Annotated in this window: 14 protein-coding genes and 1 tRNA gene; 2 read left to right on the top strand and 13 right to left on the bottom strand. The window is 66.3% G+C overall.

The window, feature by feature from the left end; all coding sequences use genetic code 11:
* Positions 1-24 precede the first annotated feature (24 nt).
* From U1H99_RS02900 to U1H99_RS02855, 10 genes are all read right to left on the bottom strand, one after another.
* Positions 25-1161 (bottom strand): HupE/UreJ family protein, encoded by a 1137-nt coding sequence (locus U1H99_RS02900; RefSeq protein ID WP_323140264.1) that lies wholly within the window; start codon positions 1159-1161, stop codon positions 25-27.
* Positions 1158-2342: a tetratricopeptide repeat protein gene (locus tag U1H99_RS02895; RefSeq protein ID WP_323140263.1), complete on the bottom strand. Its 1185-nt coding sequence runs from the start codon at positions 2340-2342 to the stop codon at positions 1158-1160. Before U1H99_RS02895 ends, U1H99_RS02900 begins: the two co-directional genes overlap by 4 nt.
* A gap of 11 nt (positions 2343-2353) precedes the next feature.
* A complete protein-coding gene (locus U1H99_RS02890) occupies positions 2354-2626 on the bottom strand; it encodes a hypothetical protein (RefSeq protein WP_323140262.1) in 273 nt (90 codons plus the stop codon).
* Positions 2627-2638: 12 nt separating this feature from the next.
* Positions 2639-4129, bottom strand: coding sequence for a DUF4331 domain-containing protein (locus U1H99_RS02885; RefSeq protein ID WP_375341577.1), 1491 nt, complete (start codon positions 4127-4129; stop codon positions 2639-2641).
* A gap of 241 nt (positions 4130-4370) precedes the next feature.
* On the bottom strand, positions 4371-5138 hold the full coding sequence (locus U1H99_RS02880) for an ElaB/YgaM/YqjD family protein (protein ID WP_323140261.1): 768 nt from the start codon (positions 5136-5138) through the stop codon (positions 4371-4373).
* A 367-nt stretch (positions 5139-5505) separates the two neighbouring features.
* Complete coding sequence (locus tag U1H99_RS02875; protein WP_323140260.1) at positions 5506-6207, bottom strand: anti-sigma factor; 702 nt, start codon at positions 6205-6207, stop codon at positions 5506-5508.
* Positions 6204-6791: a sigma-70 family RNA polymerase sigma factor gene (locus U1H99_RS02870; protein ID WP_323140259.1), complete on the bottom strand. Its 588-nt coding sequence runs from the start codon at positions 6789-6791 to the stop codon at positions 6204-6206. Before U1H99_RS02870 ends, U1H99_RS02875 begins: the two co-directional genes overlap by 4 nt.
* Positions 6792-6906: 115 nt before the next feature.
* Complete coding sequence (locus U1H99_RS02865; protein WP_323140258.1) at positions 6907-8199, bottom strand: Nramp family divalent metal transporter; 1293 nt, start codon at positions 8197-8199, stop codon at positions 6907-6909.
* 24 nt (positions 8200-8223) lie between these two features.
* The gene (locus U1H99_RS02860; protein ID WP_323140257.1) at positions 8224-9201 is read right to left on the bottom strand and encodes a ferritin-like domain-containing protein; all 978 of its coding nucleotides are present in this window, start codon (positions 9199-9201) and stop codon (positions 8224-8226) included.
* 96 nt (positions 9202-9297) lie between these two features.
* Positions 9298-10206, bottom strand: coding sequence for a LysR family transcriptional regulator (locus U1H99_RS02855; RefSeq protein WP_323140256.1), 909 nt, complete (start codon positions 10204-10206; stop codon positions 9298-9300).
* 107 nt (positions 10207-10313) lie between these two features.
* Here U1H99_RS02855 and U1H99_RS02850 point away from each other — a divergent pair, with 107 nt between their 5' ends.
* Positions 10314-10940, top strand: coding sequence for a glutathione S-transferase family protein (locus U1H99_RS02850; protein WP_323140255.1), 627 nt, complete (start codon positions 10314-10316; stop codon positions 10938-10940).
* Positions 10937-11968: a pyridoxamine 5'-phosphate oxidase family protein gene (locus U1H99_RS02845; RefSeq protein WP_323140254.1), complete on the top strand. Its 1032-nt coding sequence runs from the start codon at positions 10937-10939 to the stop codon at positions 11966-11968. Before U1H99_RS02850 ends, U1H99_RS02845 begins: the two co-directional genes overlap by 4 nt.
* Positions 11969-11983: 15 nt before the next feature.
* Here the strand turns inward: U1H99_RS02845 and U1H99_RS02840 are convergent.
* From U1H99_RS02840 to pepN, 3 genes are all read right to left on the bottom strand, one after another.
* Positions 11984-12059 (bottom strand) — tRNA-Thr (locus U1H99_RS02840).
* Positions 12060-12301: 242 nt separating this feature from the next.
* A complete protein-coding gene (locus U1H99_RS02835; protein WP_323140253.1) occupies positions 12302-13303 on the bottom strand; it encodes a class 1 fructose-bisphosphatase in 1002 nt (333 codons plus the stop codon).
* A 47-nt stretch (positions 13304-13350) separates the two neighbouring features.
* The gene (pepN, locus tag U1H99_RS02830) at positions 13351-16062 is read right to left on the bottom strand and encodes an aminopeptidase N (RefSeq protein ID WP_323140252.1); all 2712 of its coding nucleotides are present in this window, start codon (positions 16060-16062) and stop codon (positions 13351-13353) included.
* Positions 16063-16200: the final 138 nt, after the last annotated feature.

Genomic DNA, 16200 nt, shown 5'->3' with positions numbered 1-16200 from the left:
TTCAAGGTCGCGCTGGCGGGCTCGTCAAGCAAGCAGCTTCACATCCATGCCCCGTTCCACCAGCCAGGCCAGCGCCACCAGCACGATGACGCAGGAACCGAGACCGAGTACGCCGCGGCGGTACAGCACCGTATTGCGCACCAGGTAAGCCAGCGGCAGGAACAACAGCACGATCGCCAGCTGTCCAAGTTCGACGCCGACATTGAAGCCGACCAGCGACAGCAGCAGCGCCGCCTTCGGCAGGCCGAGGTCGAGCAGCACGCTGGCGAAACCGAAACCGTGGATCAGCCCGAAGGCAAAGGCGACCAGCGCGCGCCGGCCATGGAACAGCGGCCACACGTTGTTGAGTGCGGCCAGCGCCACCGATGCCGCGATCGCCGATTCCACCAGCCGCGACGGCAGCGCCACCACGCCCAGCGTGGCCAGGGTCAGCGTGATCGAATGCGCCAGCGTGAAGGCGGTGACGATCTTCAGCACGTCGATGGCGGCGGCGCGGAAGGTGGTACGGCCTTCCCAGCGCTGGTCGCGGTAGACCAGCACGGCCGGCAGCAGCAGCGACAGCAGGAACAGGATGTGGTCGAAGCCGATCCAGATATGCCAGACGCCATGGCGCACGTAGTCGCCGAACTGGCGCCAGCCGGAGGCATCGGCCACCTGCAGCGACTGGCGCGCGCTGTCGGGCGCGAAGATCGCGGTCGACACCTGGCCGGCATGGCGCAGCTGCAGCAAGCCCTTGTGCTGGGGATCGATGTCGAACAGCAGGCGGTAGTCGACCTCGAGGGCGGAGACCGCGCCGCCGCAGTCCGCATGCAGGCGCAGCACGGCGTAGGTACCGTCGCTGTGATTGTCCAGCAGCTGTTCGGTCACCCGCAGCGGACAGGGCGCGCCCCCGCTGGCCAGCTTCAGGCGCGCCAGTGCATAGGCGGCGATGGCGTCGTGGCGGGCGCGCACCTCGCTCCAGGTCAGTTCGCCGTTGCCGTCCTGGTCGAGGCCGATAGCCATGTCGAGGTCGCGCAGGGCAATGTCCCATTGGCCGTCGACCCCGGCTTCACGCACGTCCAGCGTCAGGTAGCTGTCGCTCGGCTTGTGGGCCCAGGCCGGGGCCGCCGCCAGCAGCAACGCCGCGGCCAGCAGCCACAGGGTACGCAAGCCGGGCATCATGCGGCCGCCTTCAGGCGCGCGGCGGCGGCAGCCACCTGGCGGTCCTCGATGCGCGAACTGCGCAGCCAGTCGCGCACCAGGCGCGCCGCCTCGGCATCCCCGCTGGCGACCGCGCAATCGGCCAGGATGCGCAAGTCGGCCGGTTCCTTCTGCACCTGCCAGTTGGCCTTGGCCAGGCGCACGGCGGCGGCCGGGTCGCGCCGCAGGTCCAGTTCGAAGCGTGCCTGCTCGCGCTGGTGGACGGTGTCGCGGCGCAGCACGGCGGCGTCGAAACGCGCGCGCAGGGCGTCGATCTGCGGACGCGCTTCGGGCGAACCGGTGGCCTGCAAGGCCAGTGCGTAACGCAGCAGCAGCGCATCGACCCGGGTTTTATCCTTGAGCAGTTGCACTACCTCGGGCGCGCGGCCATGGTCGAGCAGGAAGTCGGCGTAGGCGCCCAGCAGGTAGCTGTCCGGCTCGCCCAGGCCGAGCGCGGTACGGAAATGGGTCTCGGCGGCGCCGTCGTTGCCGCTGCGCGCCGCCATTTCCGCCAGCAGCGTGGCGACCCAGACGTCGACGCCGCGGTCGGCGAGCGGATGCGCAGCCTGGGCGTCGACCAGCTGGCGGTAGCTGGCGGCGGCCTGGCCATTGATACTGCCGACGCTGGACAGGCAGGTCTGCACCACCAGCGCCGGCGCGCGCGAGTACAGGCGCATGCAGCTGGCGCGCGCGGCCGCGAGGTTGCCGGTCACCATCTGCACGGTGGCGCGCGTGAGCCAGGCTTGCACGTTGCCGCTGTCGCGCTTGACTGCCTGGTCGAGGTCGGCCAGCGCGGCCGGGAACTGGTGGGTGCTCTGGCGCAGCGTGGCGCGCAGCACCAGCACCGGGTCGGGCGGGGTGGCCTGCGTCCACCACGGCGCCAGCGCCGCTTGCGCATAGCCGAGGTAGCGCGGGTCGCCTTCGATCCGCGCCTGCTCGATGTAGCGCTGGGCCAGCGCGCCGGCCAGGCGCAGGTCGTTTGGTTTGGCGGCGAGTTCGTCGCGCAGGCGGCGCAGCTCGCGCTGCACCGGATCGGCGCGGCTGGGCAGGCGTTCGACCACTTGGTTAGGGTCGGCCGGGATGTAGGGCGCGGCAGCCGCCATCCCACCCACCCCGGCCAGGCTCAACACCAGCGCGCCAGCGCAAGCGCGCAGGTGTGACACGGCTCCCGCCATCACGACGCCGGCAGCGCCACCGGCTCGGTATTTTCCGGCACGGTCGGATTCACGCCATCGGTCGACAGCGGTTCCGCGGTCTCGCTCTGGGTCGCGACCTGCTGCGACACATAGGTGACGAAGGCATCGCTGGTCGCCCCCGGCGGGGTGGTGCCGCCACCGCCGGTGTTGTCGTCGTCATGGTGGTGGCCGCAGGCCGCCAGTACCAGCAGCACCGGCAGGGCCGCCAGCGCCAGCCGGCCGCGCCGGTTCGCCAGAAGTTTGCTCATCATCTGCGCCTCCCTTTATTGATTACCCGGCAGCGGGGTGTTCAGGTAAGGGAAAGCCGGCTTGAAGTCGGCCGCGCTCTTGCGCACGCCGTCGGTCAGCTTGAGTCCGCCGGCCGGCGCATCGGCCGGTTTGCAGCCCACACCCAGCGCATCGCTCGTACCGGTGAGTACGCACAGCGCACCCATCGCCACGCGCAGCGAGACGTCGACCACGTCGTCGGCCGGGCGGCGTCCGTTCGGGAAGCCGGCATTGTCGCCGCCGGCCACGCCGAGTACGTTCTGGTTGGCCAGCGCGGTCGGCGCGGTGCTGGTATTCAGGCGCAGCATTTCCGAGGCCACCACGTTCTTCGGCTGGTTCACGCCCGGCAAGCCTTTCAGGAAGGCGGTCACCAGGTCAGTGCGCGGGAAGTTGGTCGGCGCCTTGGCGGACGGGAACAGGGTCTCGACCACGGCCGGCAGCACCGGATTGGTGACGTAGTTCAGGAACTGGGCGTCATCCTTCGGTTTCGAGGAATTGAAGCGGTCCTTGTCGTCCATCCCGATGATCACCTCGTTCACCAGCGGCATGCCGACGCGCGAGACCTGGGCCCATGGACCGCCCTCCTTCACCGCGCTGTTGATGCCGGAGCCCGGCGCCGGATTGATCAGGCGACCCTGGCGCACGCTGGCGGTGGCATAGCCGCCGATCACCGGCTCGCCGGCCGCGGTCAGGCAGGCGATCGGCACTTCGAGCGCGATCGAGCTGACGTTCTTGCCTTCGAGGTCGTTCTTGTTGCCGGCCGCTTCGGCGCCCAACGGATTCAGGTTGAAGAGGTCGAAGATCTTGCCGACCGCGATATAGAACGGTTCCTTGCGCTGGCCGACGAAGACGCGGCCGGTGCCGCAACCGGGGATCGTGATGTCGTAGATGTGCTGGTTGGCATAGGTTTCGTAACCGCTGGTGCCGCCGAAGGTCTTGTCGCCGATATTGTCGACCGGCTTGTCGAATTCGGTGGCGCCGCCGGTACCGGCCAGGCGCGTGCGGGTGCCGCCGCGACGGTCGCCCTTGACCATGTCGATGGTGTAGGTCTCGCGCACGTTGAGCGATGCCGGATTGACGCCGCTGATGGTCGACGAATTGATCAGGGGGATCAGCACCTGCTTGCCGCCGATCGTCAGCGCGGTACGCTTCGACGTATTTTTGAAGCGCAGCTGGAAGGTGATGTCTTCCTTGGCATCGCCGTTATTGTCGATATGGATTTCATACAGGGCGTTCTGGTCGAACTGGTAAAAGTTCGGGCCACCCTGCGGATCCTGGAAAGGAATGAAGTTGGCAATCAGCGTGACGTAGTCCTGGCGACCCGACGCATAGCTGCGGAACATGTAGAAGTCGGTACCGTCGACCTTGGGCGAATTGGCGAGGAAAGGTGCCTCGCGGTGGCTGGACGCCCCTGCCGGTGCCATGACGGTACCGAAGGCCATGCCGGCGAGCACGAGCGCCGTACCCCATTTTTGTTGCTTTTGCATTGCTCCCCCTTGATTTGATGTTATTGATTGCCGCTGTCAGCAATAAATACATCTTCTCGCTAAAAGGGTAAGCGCACGATTGAATTAATGAAATAAATTTGGCATTTTTGCTGGAACGCGACAAAGTGGTCTGTTCTTCTTGACAGATCGACGACAATAAAAAAGCCGGCATCGCGCCGGCTTCAAAGGTCGAGGATCGGTTGCCTCCCGCAGCGGGAGGCACGACCGACCGGTACCGATATCAGTAGTCGCGGCGGCCGCCACCCAGGATCTTGGCCAGGATGAAGCCGACGCCGGCGGCGATCGCCACGGCGGTACCCGGGTTCTGGCGCACGTAGTCGCGGCCCTGGTCCACGTATTGGCCGTAGGCGTCGGTCAGTTGCTCCTTGCGGTCGCCCAGACCCGAGGTGGCACCGCTCAGCAGGCCCTGCAGCTTGTCGACGCCGGCGTGGGCGCTGGTGGCCAGGCGGTCGACGACCGGCTGCACGCTGTTGATGGCCTTGTCGACCAGCGGCTTGGCGGCGTCAGCGGCCTTGTCGATCGACTGGTGCAGGTCTTGCGCCTTCTGGTCGGCGGCGTCCTGCGCCTTGCCGATCACGTTCTGGGCCTTGTCGGCTGCATCCTTGGCCGCATCCTGGACCTTGCCTGCCGCATCCTTGGCGACGTCCTGGGCCTTGCCAGCTGCGTCCTTGGCTGCGTCCTTCAGGTCGCCGCCGGTGCCGGAGCCGGTAGCAGCGCCGCTCTGGCTGTTCTGCTGGCCGCTCTGGCTGTTGGTGCCGCCCGCGGTCGAGCCGCTGGCGCTCATCGCGCCCATCGAGCCGACGCCCTGGGTGCTGGCGGTGGCGCCGCCGGTGCTGGAACCGGTCGAGCCGCCGATGGTCTGGTCCTTGCCCTGGTTCAGCTGGGTGCTCTTGTTCAGGCTGCCCGATGCGTTGCCGGCGTTGCCCTGGTTACCTGGAGTACCGCCCACATTGGTGCCTTTTGCTTCGTTCGACTTTTGATTATCCATGATGAATTCCTCTTTAAATTGTAGACCGACGCGGAGTAGACCGAAACTCGACCATCACCACATTCTTCCCTCATTCCCTACCAAACAAAACGAAGGCACGTGAGTGGGCTGCGCTACATCAACGTAACCAACTGAACAGTGCACACGATCAAGACTTATCGCCGTTGACAGTGAAGCTGCTCAAAAGTTCCCGGAGTAGCCGATCCCTCTCGCATTCGCTGCTGTTCCGCGGCGCCGTTTCCGGCGCTGTTGAGTTCGCGGAGTTCACGATAGAAAAAATATAACTTTCGGCAGATCGGCACTGTGCGGTGCCTAACAGAGCTATTCGATCGCAGGAAATTGTGCCGGCCGAGGACCGGCACGACCCTCACATCACCCGCACCCAGTTGCCTTTGTACAGGATCGGGCCGGTCGGCCCGTTCGGATCCGGCGAGCCGCCGCGCGGCTCCAGCGATACCGCCAGCATCGCCACGCCGGCACCGAGTGCGGCACGGTCCAGCGCCAGCGTGCTCTCGCGGCCGGCCAGGAGGCCGAGCGAGCGCGGGTTGCCCTGCACCGGCACCGCCCACAGCTGCAGCGTGCGGTCGGCGGCGACGGCGACGTTGCCGAGCAGCCGTACGGTCAGCAGGCGGCGCCCCTCGTCGCCGGTGAGGAGCAGCACCGGCTGCGCCTTGTCGTCGGCCAGGGTGGCGATGTAATCGGGCTGCGCCTGGCTGCCCGGACCGAGCGCGAGCACAGTGACCAGCGCCAGCGCCGCCGCGGTCGACAAGCCGCCCAGCCAGCGCCAGAACAGCAGCGATTCGCTGTGCCAGAACTGCCATGCGGGATGCCTTTCGCGCAGGTGCAGGCGCTGGGCGATACGCTTCCACACCTGCTTGCGCGGCTGTCGTGGCGGGGCGAATTCGGCCAGCGGCGCCAGGCGGTCGCGCCATTCGTCCGCAGTGCGGCGCAGGGCCGCGTCGCCATGCAGGTAAGCCTCGAAGCGGCGCCGCGCGCCGCCCTTCAGCGTACCGAGCACGTACTCGGCGGCGAGGCGGTCGCGCAGTTCGGGTTTGTCGCGCAGGTTCATGGCTGCCCACCTTTCTCCAGGCAGGTTTTGAGGCGTCCCAGGCTGCGCCGGATCCAGGTCTTGACGGTGCCGATCGGCAGCGCCATCCGCTGCGCCACTTCACTGTGCGACAAATCGTGGAAGAAGGCCAGGCCGACCACCTGCCGGTGCACGCCTTCCAGCGCCGACATGCAATACGCCAGCGCCTTTGCTTCGCGGCTGATCGCCAGCGCTTCGATCGGCGTGGCGTCCGGATCGCGCAATGCTTCCACCACCTCGCTGTCGAACGGTTCGAGGCTGATGTCGGCGCCGTTGCCGCCGGCGCGCAGCAAATCGAACGCCTTGTTGCGGACGATGGTGGTCATCCAGGTCATGGGCGCCGCCAGCTGGCTCTGGTAACTTCCCGCGTGGTGCCAGATGGCGACGAAACCGTCCTGCAGCGCTTCCTCGGCCAGCTCGGGCTTGACCAGGATGCGCAGCGCAAACCCGTACAGCCTGGCCGAGGTGGCTTCGTAAAGGGCGCGGAACGCCTCCGCATCCTGCAGGGCGGCGGCGCGCAGCCAGGCCTGCAGCTGGATGGAATCGGGAGGATGGACGTCGGACACTGCGCGCCTTTGTCGAAGATGGTGGGTTGAAAAAATGCCAAGTGCAAGGAAAGTACCATACCTTTCTTCCCTGCACTGCTGACACCGCGAAATGTTTTCAGGCAGCCGCCGGCGCTCATGACAGGGCCTTTACGATCAGCACAGTGTTCAGGGCGACGATCGTCGCCATGGCGGCCCATGCCAGCAGCGTCATCCAGCGCGGATTGGCGAAGCGGCCCATGATCCGCGGGTCGGCAGTAAAACGGATCAGCGGGAACATCGCAAACGGCAGCTGCAGGCTCAGGATGACCTGGCTCAGCAGCAGCAGGCGGCCGATGCCCTCGTCGCCGCACAGCAGCGTGACCAGGAAGGCCGGCACCACCGCCAGCGCGCGCGTCGCCAGCCGCCGCTGCCAGGCCGGCACGCGCAGGCGGACAAAGCCCTCCATCACCACCTGGCCGGCCAGCGTGGCCGTGATCGACGAGCTCTGCCCCGCCGCCAGCAGCGCCAGCGCGAACAGGACGCCGGCCAGCGCGCTGCCGGTCAAGGGTCCCATCAGGCGGTACGCATCTTCCAGGTTCGCCATGTCCTGGTGGCCGCTGGTATGAAACACCGCTGCCGCGGTAACCAGGATCGCGCCGTTGACGAGCAGCGCCAGGGCCAGCGCCAACACGATGTCGGCGGTGGCGAAGCCGATCGCGCTGCGCCGGCCGGCGTCGCCGGCACCGGGGCGGCGCGTCTGCACGATCGATGAATGCAGATACAGGTTGTGCGGCATGACGGTGGCGCCGACGATGCCGATGGCGAGGTAGAGCATGCCGGGATCGGTGACCGTGCGCGCGGTCGGTACCAGCCCCGCGGCGACGGCCTGCCAGTCCGGCTGAGCCAGCACCAGGTTGATGCCGAAGCACAGGAACACGATCCCCATCAGGCTGACCACGAAGGCCTCGAGGTAGCGCATCCCGCGCTGCTGCAGCCACAGGATCAGCAGCACGTCGAGCACCGTCAGCACCACCCCGGCGCTGAGCGGCATCCCGAACAGCAGCTTGAGCGCGACCGCCGTGCCGATCACCTCGGCGAGGTCGCAGGCGCAGATCGCCAGTTCGCACAGCAGCCACTGGGCGATGCACGAGCGCGGCGTTGCATGGCGGCGGCACAGTTGCGCCAGGTCGGCGCCCGCCACGATGCCCAGCCGCGCCGCCAGGATCTGCAGCAGCATCGCCATCGCGCTCGACAGGCCTATCACCCACAGCAGCGAATAGCCGTAGGCCGCGCCGCCGGCCAGGTCGGTGGCCCAGTTGCCCGGGTCCATGTAGCCCACCGCCACCAGGTAGCCGGGGCCGATGAAGCCGAACAGGCGGCGCCACCAGGAGGTGGCAGCGGGTTCGGCGCCACCTTCCAGGCTCGGCGTGAGTACGGGTGGCGTCATGCCCGCTCTCCCCGGCTTAGAGGATCAGGCGTACGCCGTGCTCAGGTTCAGCGTGCCATTCGCACCTTTCGGGAAAAAGCCGCCCATGGTCACCGATTCCTTGGTCAGATAGACGATGTTCAGCACGTCGCCCGGGCTGCGGCTGAAGGCGATGCCGTTCTTGTCGAGCGGGACGATGTTCGACGCCGTGTTGTCGGCCGGGTCGACGATGCCCTGGTCGACGTCCGCTGAGTTGTCGAGGCTGTCGCGCGCATCGGAAATCGCGCCGGCGGCGGTGCGCAGGCTCGGCGTGCTCAAGCCTTTCGTGTACAGCACCGTTCGCACCAAGCCGGCGTGATAGGCTTCCGCGGCCAGGATGCCGGCGGCCGCTTCAAGGAAGGTCTTGTTCTGGATCAGCGGCGATGCGCCCTTGTACGCCGTCACGCCGACGTCCTCGAAGATGAAGGCGCCCAGCAGGAAATTCTCGTCGCTGGCATACGGATCGAAGGCCACGCCGGCACCGACCAGCCCGGCCGCCCGCGCCGCGTTCGAGAACGCACCGTTCGGATCGGACCCGCCGATGTCGATCGCCGGCTGTGCCACCGCGGCGCTGCCGAGGGCCGAGCGCAGGAAGCCGACGTGCGCGATCTCATCCTGCGCAATTTCCTTGGCGTATTGCGCGACCAGCGGATCCTTGAAAGGCACCTTCTTGCCGCCGGTGACCGCGCCCTGGGTACCGGTGCCGGTCAGCATGTTGGCGGCCAGACCGGTGCCGAACACCGCATACGAATAGAACTGCGCTTCCAGGTATTCCAGGTTCAGTGCAAAGTTGAGGATATCGGTGTCGGTGGGCTGCGCCGACTGGGCAATGGCATCGTGCACCGAGCCGCCGCAGGCGCTCAGCAGGGTGCCGCCCACGAGGCCGACGCTCAGGCCGCCGACATTCTTGAAAAACGAGCGGCGCTTTTCCAGCTTTTGCTTGCGCGACTCCAGTAAAGCCAAGGTCACATTGGTGTCCGTCATGGTATTTCTCCCGTTCAGTGAGGTCGAAAAACATCGCCGGCACATGGCAATCTCATATGTGCGTAAAGCTTGTACTGGATGGGGCTGCGTTCGGATTCAAATTTTTTTATCGACGACCGTTTTCAGTTGATCGATGAAGACGCGCACCTTGTGTGGCAGGTTCGGCGATGCCGGGTACACGGCGTGGATATCGCTCGCCGGCAACGACCAGTCCGGCAACAGGCGCACCAGGCGCCCTGCCGCGACGTCATCCTCGACCGAAAACACGGTGGCGCGCAGCACGCCGTCACCGGCCAGCGTCGCCGCGCGCGAGGCATAGGCAGTGTTGGTCGAAAACACAGTATGGCGCATCGCCACTTCCTGCACCCGGCCGCCGGCGTCGCTCAGGGTCAGGCTGCCCGGCTGGGCTACCACGGTCAGTTCGACGTACGGCAAGGCCGCCAGCGCCGCCGGCGTAGCCGGCATGCCGTAACGGGCAATGAAATCGGGGCTGGCCACCAGCCAGCGCAGCAAGGGCCCCAGGCGTGCCGCCTGCAGGCCGGAATCGGCCAGCTTGCCCAGTCGCACGGCGACGTCGATGCCTTCGGCAATCAGGTCGACCCGGTGGTCGGCGCACAGCAGCTCGACCGTCAGGCCGGGGTACTGCGCCCGCAGCCGGGACAGCAGCGGCGCCACCACCATCACCCCGTAATCGACCGGCGCCGCCACGCGCAGCTTGCCCTGTACGCTGTCGCGTCCACTGCGCGCCTGCTCGATCGCCTCCCCGGCCGCCTGCAGCACCTGGCGGCTGGCGTCATAAAAGGCGCGCCCGGCCTCGGTCAGGCGCAGCGTGCGCGTCGAGCGGACCAGCAGGGCCACGCCGACCTCGGCTTCCAGCAACTGCATGTGCTTGCTGACCATCGACTTGGCCAGGCCCAGGCGGCCGGCAGCAGCGGTCAGCGACCCCGCTTCGACGACGGCGACGAAGATGGCCAAACGATTCAGGTTGACGGCAGAGATATCCATGGGTCGATTGTACGCTTTGGATGAACACTGATTCCCCGATTGTCCGTCTTATCGAAACGGTCGCCGGTGCCTACACTGATGGCTTACTCATGAAAGGAAGCGCCACCATGAAACTCCACGGCATACCCCTGTCCGGCCATACCCACCGCGTGCAGCTGTTCCTGAGCCTGCTGGGAATCCCCTACGAATTCGCCGGCGTCGACCTGGCCGCGGGCGGCAACCGTACGCCGGCCTTCCTGGCCATGAGCCCGTTCGGCGAAATCCCGGTGCTGGAAGACGGCGACGTCGTCCTGGCCGACTCGACCGCCATCCTGGTCTACCTGGCCCTGCAATACGACGCCGGCGCACACTGGCTGCCGCGCGAACCGCTGGCCGCGGCCCGGGTTCAGCGCTGGCTGTCGACGGCATCCGGCAAGATCGCCTATGGCCCGGCGGCGGCGCGGCTGGTGACCGTGTTCGGCGCAGGCATCGACCACGACGTGGTCAAGGCGATCGCGGTGCGCCTGTTCGACACGATGGAAGGCGAACTCGCCGGACCGTTCCTGCTCGGCGCCGCGCCCACCCTGGCCGATGTCGCCGCCTACAGCTATATCGCGCATGCGCCGGAAGGCGGCGTCTCGCTCGCACCTTATCCGCGCATCCGCGCCTGGCTCGACCGTGTACGCGCCCTGCCCGGCTTCGTCGCCATGCCGTCCAGCGTCGCCGGCGTCGCGCCCGAGGAGTACGCATCATGACACCATCGCGCTTTCACGCCGGCGAACTGCAGGTCCAGGCCCGCGCCGGTGTTCCCGCCGATTACACGCAACGCGCCTCTGCCGCCATCCGCGACCACATGCCGGACCAGCACCGCCAGTTCTTCAGCCAGCTGCCCCTGTTCTTCCTGGGCGCGCTGGACGCGGACGGCCAGCCCTGGGCCACGGTGCTGGCCGGCGAACCTGGCTTCATCATGGCACCCGATGCGCGCACGCTGCGCATCGGCGGCGGCCTGTTGCCCGGCGACCCGCTGCAGGGCCATTTGCTGCCCGGGCGCCGCGTGGGCGGACTCGGCCTGGTGCCGGCGACGCGGCGCCGCAACCGGGTCAACGGCGTCATCGATGCGGTGGATGGCGGCGTGGTGACCGTCGCCGTGGAGCAGAGCTTCGGCAATTGTCCGCAATATATCCAGCAGCGCGCGCCGCATGCGGTGACGCCGCCTGCCGCGCCGCTGGTCGTGCGCGCCGCCGCTCTGGACGACCGCGACCTTGCCCTCATCGGGCGCGCCGATACCTTGTTCATCGCCAGCGCCAACCCCGATATTCATTCCGCTGCACGAGCCGATGCGCAGGCCGCTGCACAAGCCGATACGGCGCGCGGCGTCGACGTCTCGCACCGCGGCGGGCGGCCGGGTTTCGTGCATGCCGATGCCGGCGGCACGCTGCTGGTGCCCGATTTCATGGGGAATTCTTTCTTCAACACGCTGGGGAACCTGGCGCTCTATCCGCGCGCGGGGCTGCTGTTCGTCGACTTCGACAGCGGCGACCTGCTGCACCTGGCGGTCGAGGGCGAGATTGTCTGGGATGGGCCGCTGGTCGCGGCCTTCGAGGGTGCCGAGCGGCTGCTGCGCTTGCGGGTACGCGAGGTGGTGCGCAATGTCGCGGCGCTGCCCTTGCGCTGGAGCGCCGCGCAGCCGGCGGCGCAGCTGGCGCGGACCGGCGACTGGCACGCCGTGGCGCAAGAGTTGAAAAGAGAAAAGGGTCACAAGCTTTCGCTTGCAACCCTTTGATCTCTTACTGAATTCTGGTGCCGCTGACCGGAATCGAACTGGTGACCTTCGCATTACGAATGCGCTGCTCTACCGACTGAGCTACAGCGGCGACACACTGCTTGACGGACTGGCCGTGCAGCAGGGTCCCGTATTCTAACAAACAACTAGGCAAACTTGCTAGTCCGGCTCGGCAATTTTGCGTGTGCGACTTCCAGAATGGATTTGCTGAGACGCCAGAATCATCGTCGCCCCTGCGGAGGCAGGGGCCCAAGTTCTGCCTGCGCTATCGAAACGCACGCAACTTGGGCCCCTGCCTGCGCAGGGGCGACGGTCTCACGGCTAGCGAACGAATTATTCCGCGTGGTAGCTGGTCACGCGCTCGACTTCGCTCTTCGAACCCAGGAACACCGGCACGCGCTGGTGCAGCTTGGTCGGCGGGATGTCGAGGATGCGCTGGCGGCCGTCGGTGGCGGCGCCTCCGGCCTGTTCGACGATCATGGCCATCGGGTTGGCTTCGTACATCAGGCGCAGCTTGCCCGGCTGCGACGGGTCGCGCAGGTCGGCCGGGTACATGAAGATGCCGCCGCGGCTCAGGATGCGGTGCACGTCGGCCACCATCGAGGCGATCCAGCGCATGTTGAAATCCTTGCCGCGCGGGCCGGACTTGCCTGCCAGCATCTCGCTGACGTAGCGCTGCACCGGCGGGTGCCAGTGACGCTGGTTCGACATGTTGATCGCGAATTCCTTGGTGTCTTCCGGAATCTGCATGTTCTTCTGGGTCAGGACCCAGGAACCCATCTCGCGGTCGAGCGTGAAGCAGTTGACGCCATTGCCGGTGGTCAGCACCAGCATGGTCTGCGGGCCGTACACGGCGTAGCCGGCGGCGACCTGCTGGCTGCCGGCCTGCATGAAGTCGGCTTCGGTCGGGGCGCTCATGCCTTCCGGCGCCTTCAGCACCGAGAAGATGGTGCCGATCGAGACGTTGACGTCGATGTTCGAGGAGCCGTCCAGCGGATCGAACAGCAGCATGTATTCGCCCATCGGGTAGCGGTTCGGGATCGGGTGGATCGATTCCATTTCTTCCGACGCCATTGCCGCCAGGTGGCCGCCCCACTCGTTGGCTTCGAGCAGGATTTCGTTGGAGATCACGTCGAGCTTCTTCTGCACTTCGCCCTGGACGTTCTCGGAACCGGCGCTGCCGAGGATGTCCCCGAGGGCGCCCTTGCCGACCGAGTGGCTGATGGTCTTGCAGGCGCGCGCCACGACTTCGATCAGGAGGCGCAGCTCGGCGGGGATGTTGTCGTGGAGGCGTTGTTCCTCGACGAGGTATTGGGTCAGGCTGACACGTTTCATGAACTTCCTTAGGGTTGATTCAGTTTCAAATGCTCAGTTTCAAATAATTAATTGGCCAAGGCTTTGCTGATGACTTCACGCACGTCGTTCGACAATGTCGTCTGTCCTGCCACTTCCTGCAGCGCTTTCTTCATGTGCGCCTGCAGGGCCGGTGCGTAACGGCGCCAGCGGTCCATCGCACGTGCCAGGCGGCTGGCGACCTGCGGATTGAGCGCGTCCAGCGCGACGACCTGCTCGGCCCAGAATGCATAGCCGCTGCCGTCGGGGGCGTGGAAGGCGACCGGGTTGCCGGCGCAGAAGGTAGACACCAGGCTGCGCGCGCGGTTCGGATTACGCAGCGTGAAGGCCTTGTGCGTCATGAGTTCGCGCACTGCCTCGACGCCGGTGCTCGGCGCCGACGCCTGCATCGCGAACCACTTGTCGACCACCAGCGCCTCGCCCTGGAACTCGTCGTAGAAGCGCTGCAGCGCCTCGCCGGCGGCGGCGTCCGCTTCATCGCTGGCGGCACGCGCATGGATCAGCGCCGACAGCGCGGCGACGCGGTCGGTCATGTTGGTCGCTTCGTCGAACTGCTTGCGCGCCAGGGCGATCGTCTCGGCATCCGGCGCCGCGCACAGGTAGGCCAGCGCCAGGTTCTTCAGCGCGCGCTTGCCGATCGATACGGCATCCGGGCTGTAGTCGCCCGGCGTCTGGTTGGCCTGGTACTGGGCCAGCAGCTCGCTGCGCAGGCGGGCACCGATGTCGGCGCGCACGAACTGGCGTGCCATGTGGATGGCCAGCGGGTCGACCACGTCGAACTGGTCGGCGATCATGGTTTCCGATGGCAGCAGCAGCGCCTGCTCGCGGAAATTCGGGTCCAGGGTTTCGTCAGTCAACATCTTCCGCATCGCTTCGACGAACACGTCGTCGAGGTCGAGCGCGGCGGCAGCTTTATCGGCGTCGAGGGCGACCGTCGCGTTGTGCGTGGCCAGGTTGCCGGCCAGCCGGACCAGGCGGCTCATCGCCAGGCGCTGGCCGGCTTCCCAGCGGTTGACCGGATCGCTGTCGTGGTTGAACAGCAGCGTCAGTTCGGCGTCGTTATAGCCGTATTTCAGGATCACCGGCGCCGAAAAGTCGCGCAGGATCGACGGCGTCGGCTGCTCAAGGATGCCGGTGAAGACGAAGGTCTGGTCGGCTTCCGTCAATTCCAGCACGGCCGTGGTGCCGTAATCCTTGCCATCCACCGTCAGCGCCAGGTCGCGGCCGTCCTTGCCCAGCAGGCCGACGGCGACCGGGATGTGGAAGGGCAGCTTTTCCGGCTGGCCCGGGGTGGCCGGGCAGGACTGGATCAAGCGCAGTGCGTAGGTGCCGGCCTGCTCGTCGTAGCGGGTCTCGGCCTGCACCACCGGGGTGCCGGCCTGGCTGTACCAGCGCTCGAACTGGGTCAGGTCGCGTCCATTCGCATCGGCCATGGCCAGGCGGAAATTGTCACAGGTGACGGCTTGCTCGTCGTGACGCGCGAAATACAGGTCCATGCCTTTGCGGAAGCCTTCGCGGCCCAGCAGGGTCTGGTACATGCGCACGACTTCGGCGCCCTTCTCGTACACCGTGACGGTATAGAAGTTATTGATCTCGACAAAGGAGTCGGGACGCACCGGGTGGGCCATCGGACCCGAATCTTCCGGGAACTGGGCCTGTCGCAAGGTACGCACCTGGTCGATGCGGGTGACGGCGCGGCCGGTGTCGGTGCCGATCATGTCGGCCGAGAATTCCTGGTCGCGGAACACGGTCAGGCCTTCCTTCAGCGACAGCTGGAACCAGTCGCGGCAGGTCACGCGGTTGCCGGTCCAGTTGTGGAAGTATTCGTGGCCGACCACGGCTTCGATGCCCTGGAAGTCGACGTCGGTGGCAACGCGCGGATTGGCCAGCACGTACTTGGTGTTGAAGATGTTCAGGCCCTTGTTTTCCATCGCGCCCATGTTGAAGTCGCCGACGGCGACGATCATGAAGCGGTCCAGGTCGAGCTCGAGGTTCCAGCGCTCTTCATCCCAGCGGATGCTGCGCTTGAGCGATTGCATCGCGTAATCGGTCTTGTCGAGGTTGCCGTCTTCGACCCACACCTGCAGCAGCGCCTGGCGCCCATCCGCCAGCGGGAAAGTCTCTTCCTGGCACACCAGGCGGGCGGCGACCAGCGCGAACAGGTAGGAAGGCTTCTTGAACGGGTCTTCCCACAGCGCGTAATGGCGGCCGTCGCCCAGTTCGCCCTCTTCGATCAGGTTGCCGTTCGAGAGCAGGACCGGGAACTTGTCCTTGTCCGCGCGCAGCATGACCTTGTATTTCGCCATCACGTCGGGACGGTCCGGGAAGTAGGTGATGCGGCGGAAGCCTTCGGCTTCGCATTGCGTGTAGAAATTGCCGTTGGACACGTACAGGCCGCTGAGCGTGGTATTACTCTCCGGAACGCAAATGGTCTCGATTTCCAGCACCACCTCATCCGGCGTATCGCGCGCAGCCGTCGGAATGCGCAGCAGCGTGCCGTCGCGCTGGTAATCGCTCTCCTGCAGCACCTTGCCGTTCAGCCGGATCGCCACCAGTTCAATATCTTCGCCGTACAGTTCGATTTCGCGTTGGGCGCTGTCCGGATTGCGGCGCAGCGTCAGCCGGTTGGCGACGATGGTACGAGCGGGATCGAGGTCGAAGCCGAGCTCCACGGTCTCGACCAGGTAGCTGGGGGCGGTGTAGTCCTTCCGGTAAATGGTCTGGGGCGTATCGGTGCGCATGGTAGGGTCCGCAAAAGCCGTTGGTGAAGTGCTTATTTTACCAACAGCTTGCTGACCATTTCCGTTCGATTTCATGTATCGATATGTACACCTGGTAACCGCCGGTAAATGGCCAAGCGAATATCGCACAACCAGAAT

The organism is Massilia phyllosphaerae, from assembly GCF_034659755.1.
In the GTDB taxonomy this organism is placed as follows: Bacteria; Pseudomonadota; Gammaproteobacteria; order Burkholderiales; family Burkholderiaceae_D; genus Telluria; species Telluria phyllosphaerae.
Note: the sequence above shows the minus strand (reverse complement) of the source record. Positions and strands in the feature narration are given on the sequence as shown.

Bases quoted from the DNA above. Each gene is read 5' to 3' on its own strand.
- U1H99_RS02900 (WP_323140264.1), bottom strand. From the start codon at position 1,161: ATGATGCCCGGCTTGCGTACCCTGTGGCTGCTGGCCGCGGCGTTGCTG.
- U1H99_RS02890 (WP_323140262.1), bottom strand. From the start codon at position 2,626: ATGATGAGCAAACTTCTGGCGAACCGGCGCGGCCGGCTGGCGCTGGCG.
- U1H99_RS02885 (WP_375341577.1), bottom strand. From the start codon at position 4,129: ATGCAAAAGCAACAAAAATGGGGTACGGCGCTCGTGCTCGCCGGCATG.
- U1H99_RS02880 (WP_323140261.1), bottom strand. From the start codon at position 5,138: ATGGATAATCAAAAGTCGAACGAAGCAAAAGGCACCAATGTGGGCGGT.
- U1H99_RS02875 (WP_323140260.1), bottom strand. From the start codon at position 6,207: ATGAACCTGCGCGACAAACCCGAACTGCGCGACCGCCTCGCCGCCGAG.
- U1H99_RS02865 (WP_323140258.1), bottom strand. From the start codon at position 8,199: ATGACGCCACCCGTACTCACGCCGAGCCTGGAAGGTGGCGCCGAACCC.
- U1H99_RS02860 (WP_323140257.1), bottom strand. From the start codon at position 9,201: ATGACGGACACCAATGTGACCTTGGCTTTACTGGAGTCGCGCAAGCAA.
- U1H99_RS02855 (WP_323140256.1), bottom strand. From the start codon at position 10,206: ATGGATATCTCTGCCGTCAACCTGAATCGTTTGGCCATCTTCGTCGCC.
- U1H99_RS02850 (WP_323140255.1), top strand. From the start codon at position 10,314: ATGAAACTCCACGGCATACCCCTGTCCGGCCATACCCACCGCGTGCAG.
- U1H99_RS02845 (WP_323140254.1), top strand. From the start codon at position 10,937: ATGACACCATCGCGCTTTCACGCCGGCGAACTGCAGGTCCAGGCCCGC.
- U1H99_RS02835 (WP_323140253.1), bottom strand. From the start codon at position 13,303: ATGAAACGTGTCAGCCTGACCCAATACCTCGTCGAGGAACAACGCCTC.
- pepN (WP_323140252.1), bottom strand. From the start codon at position 16,062: ATGCGCACCGATACGCCCCAGACCATTTACCGGAAGGACTACACCGCC.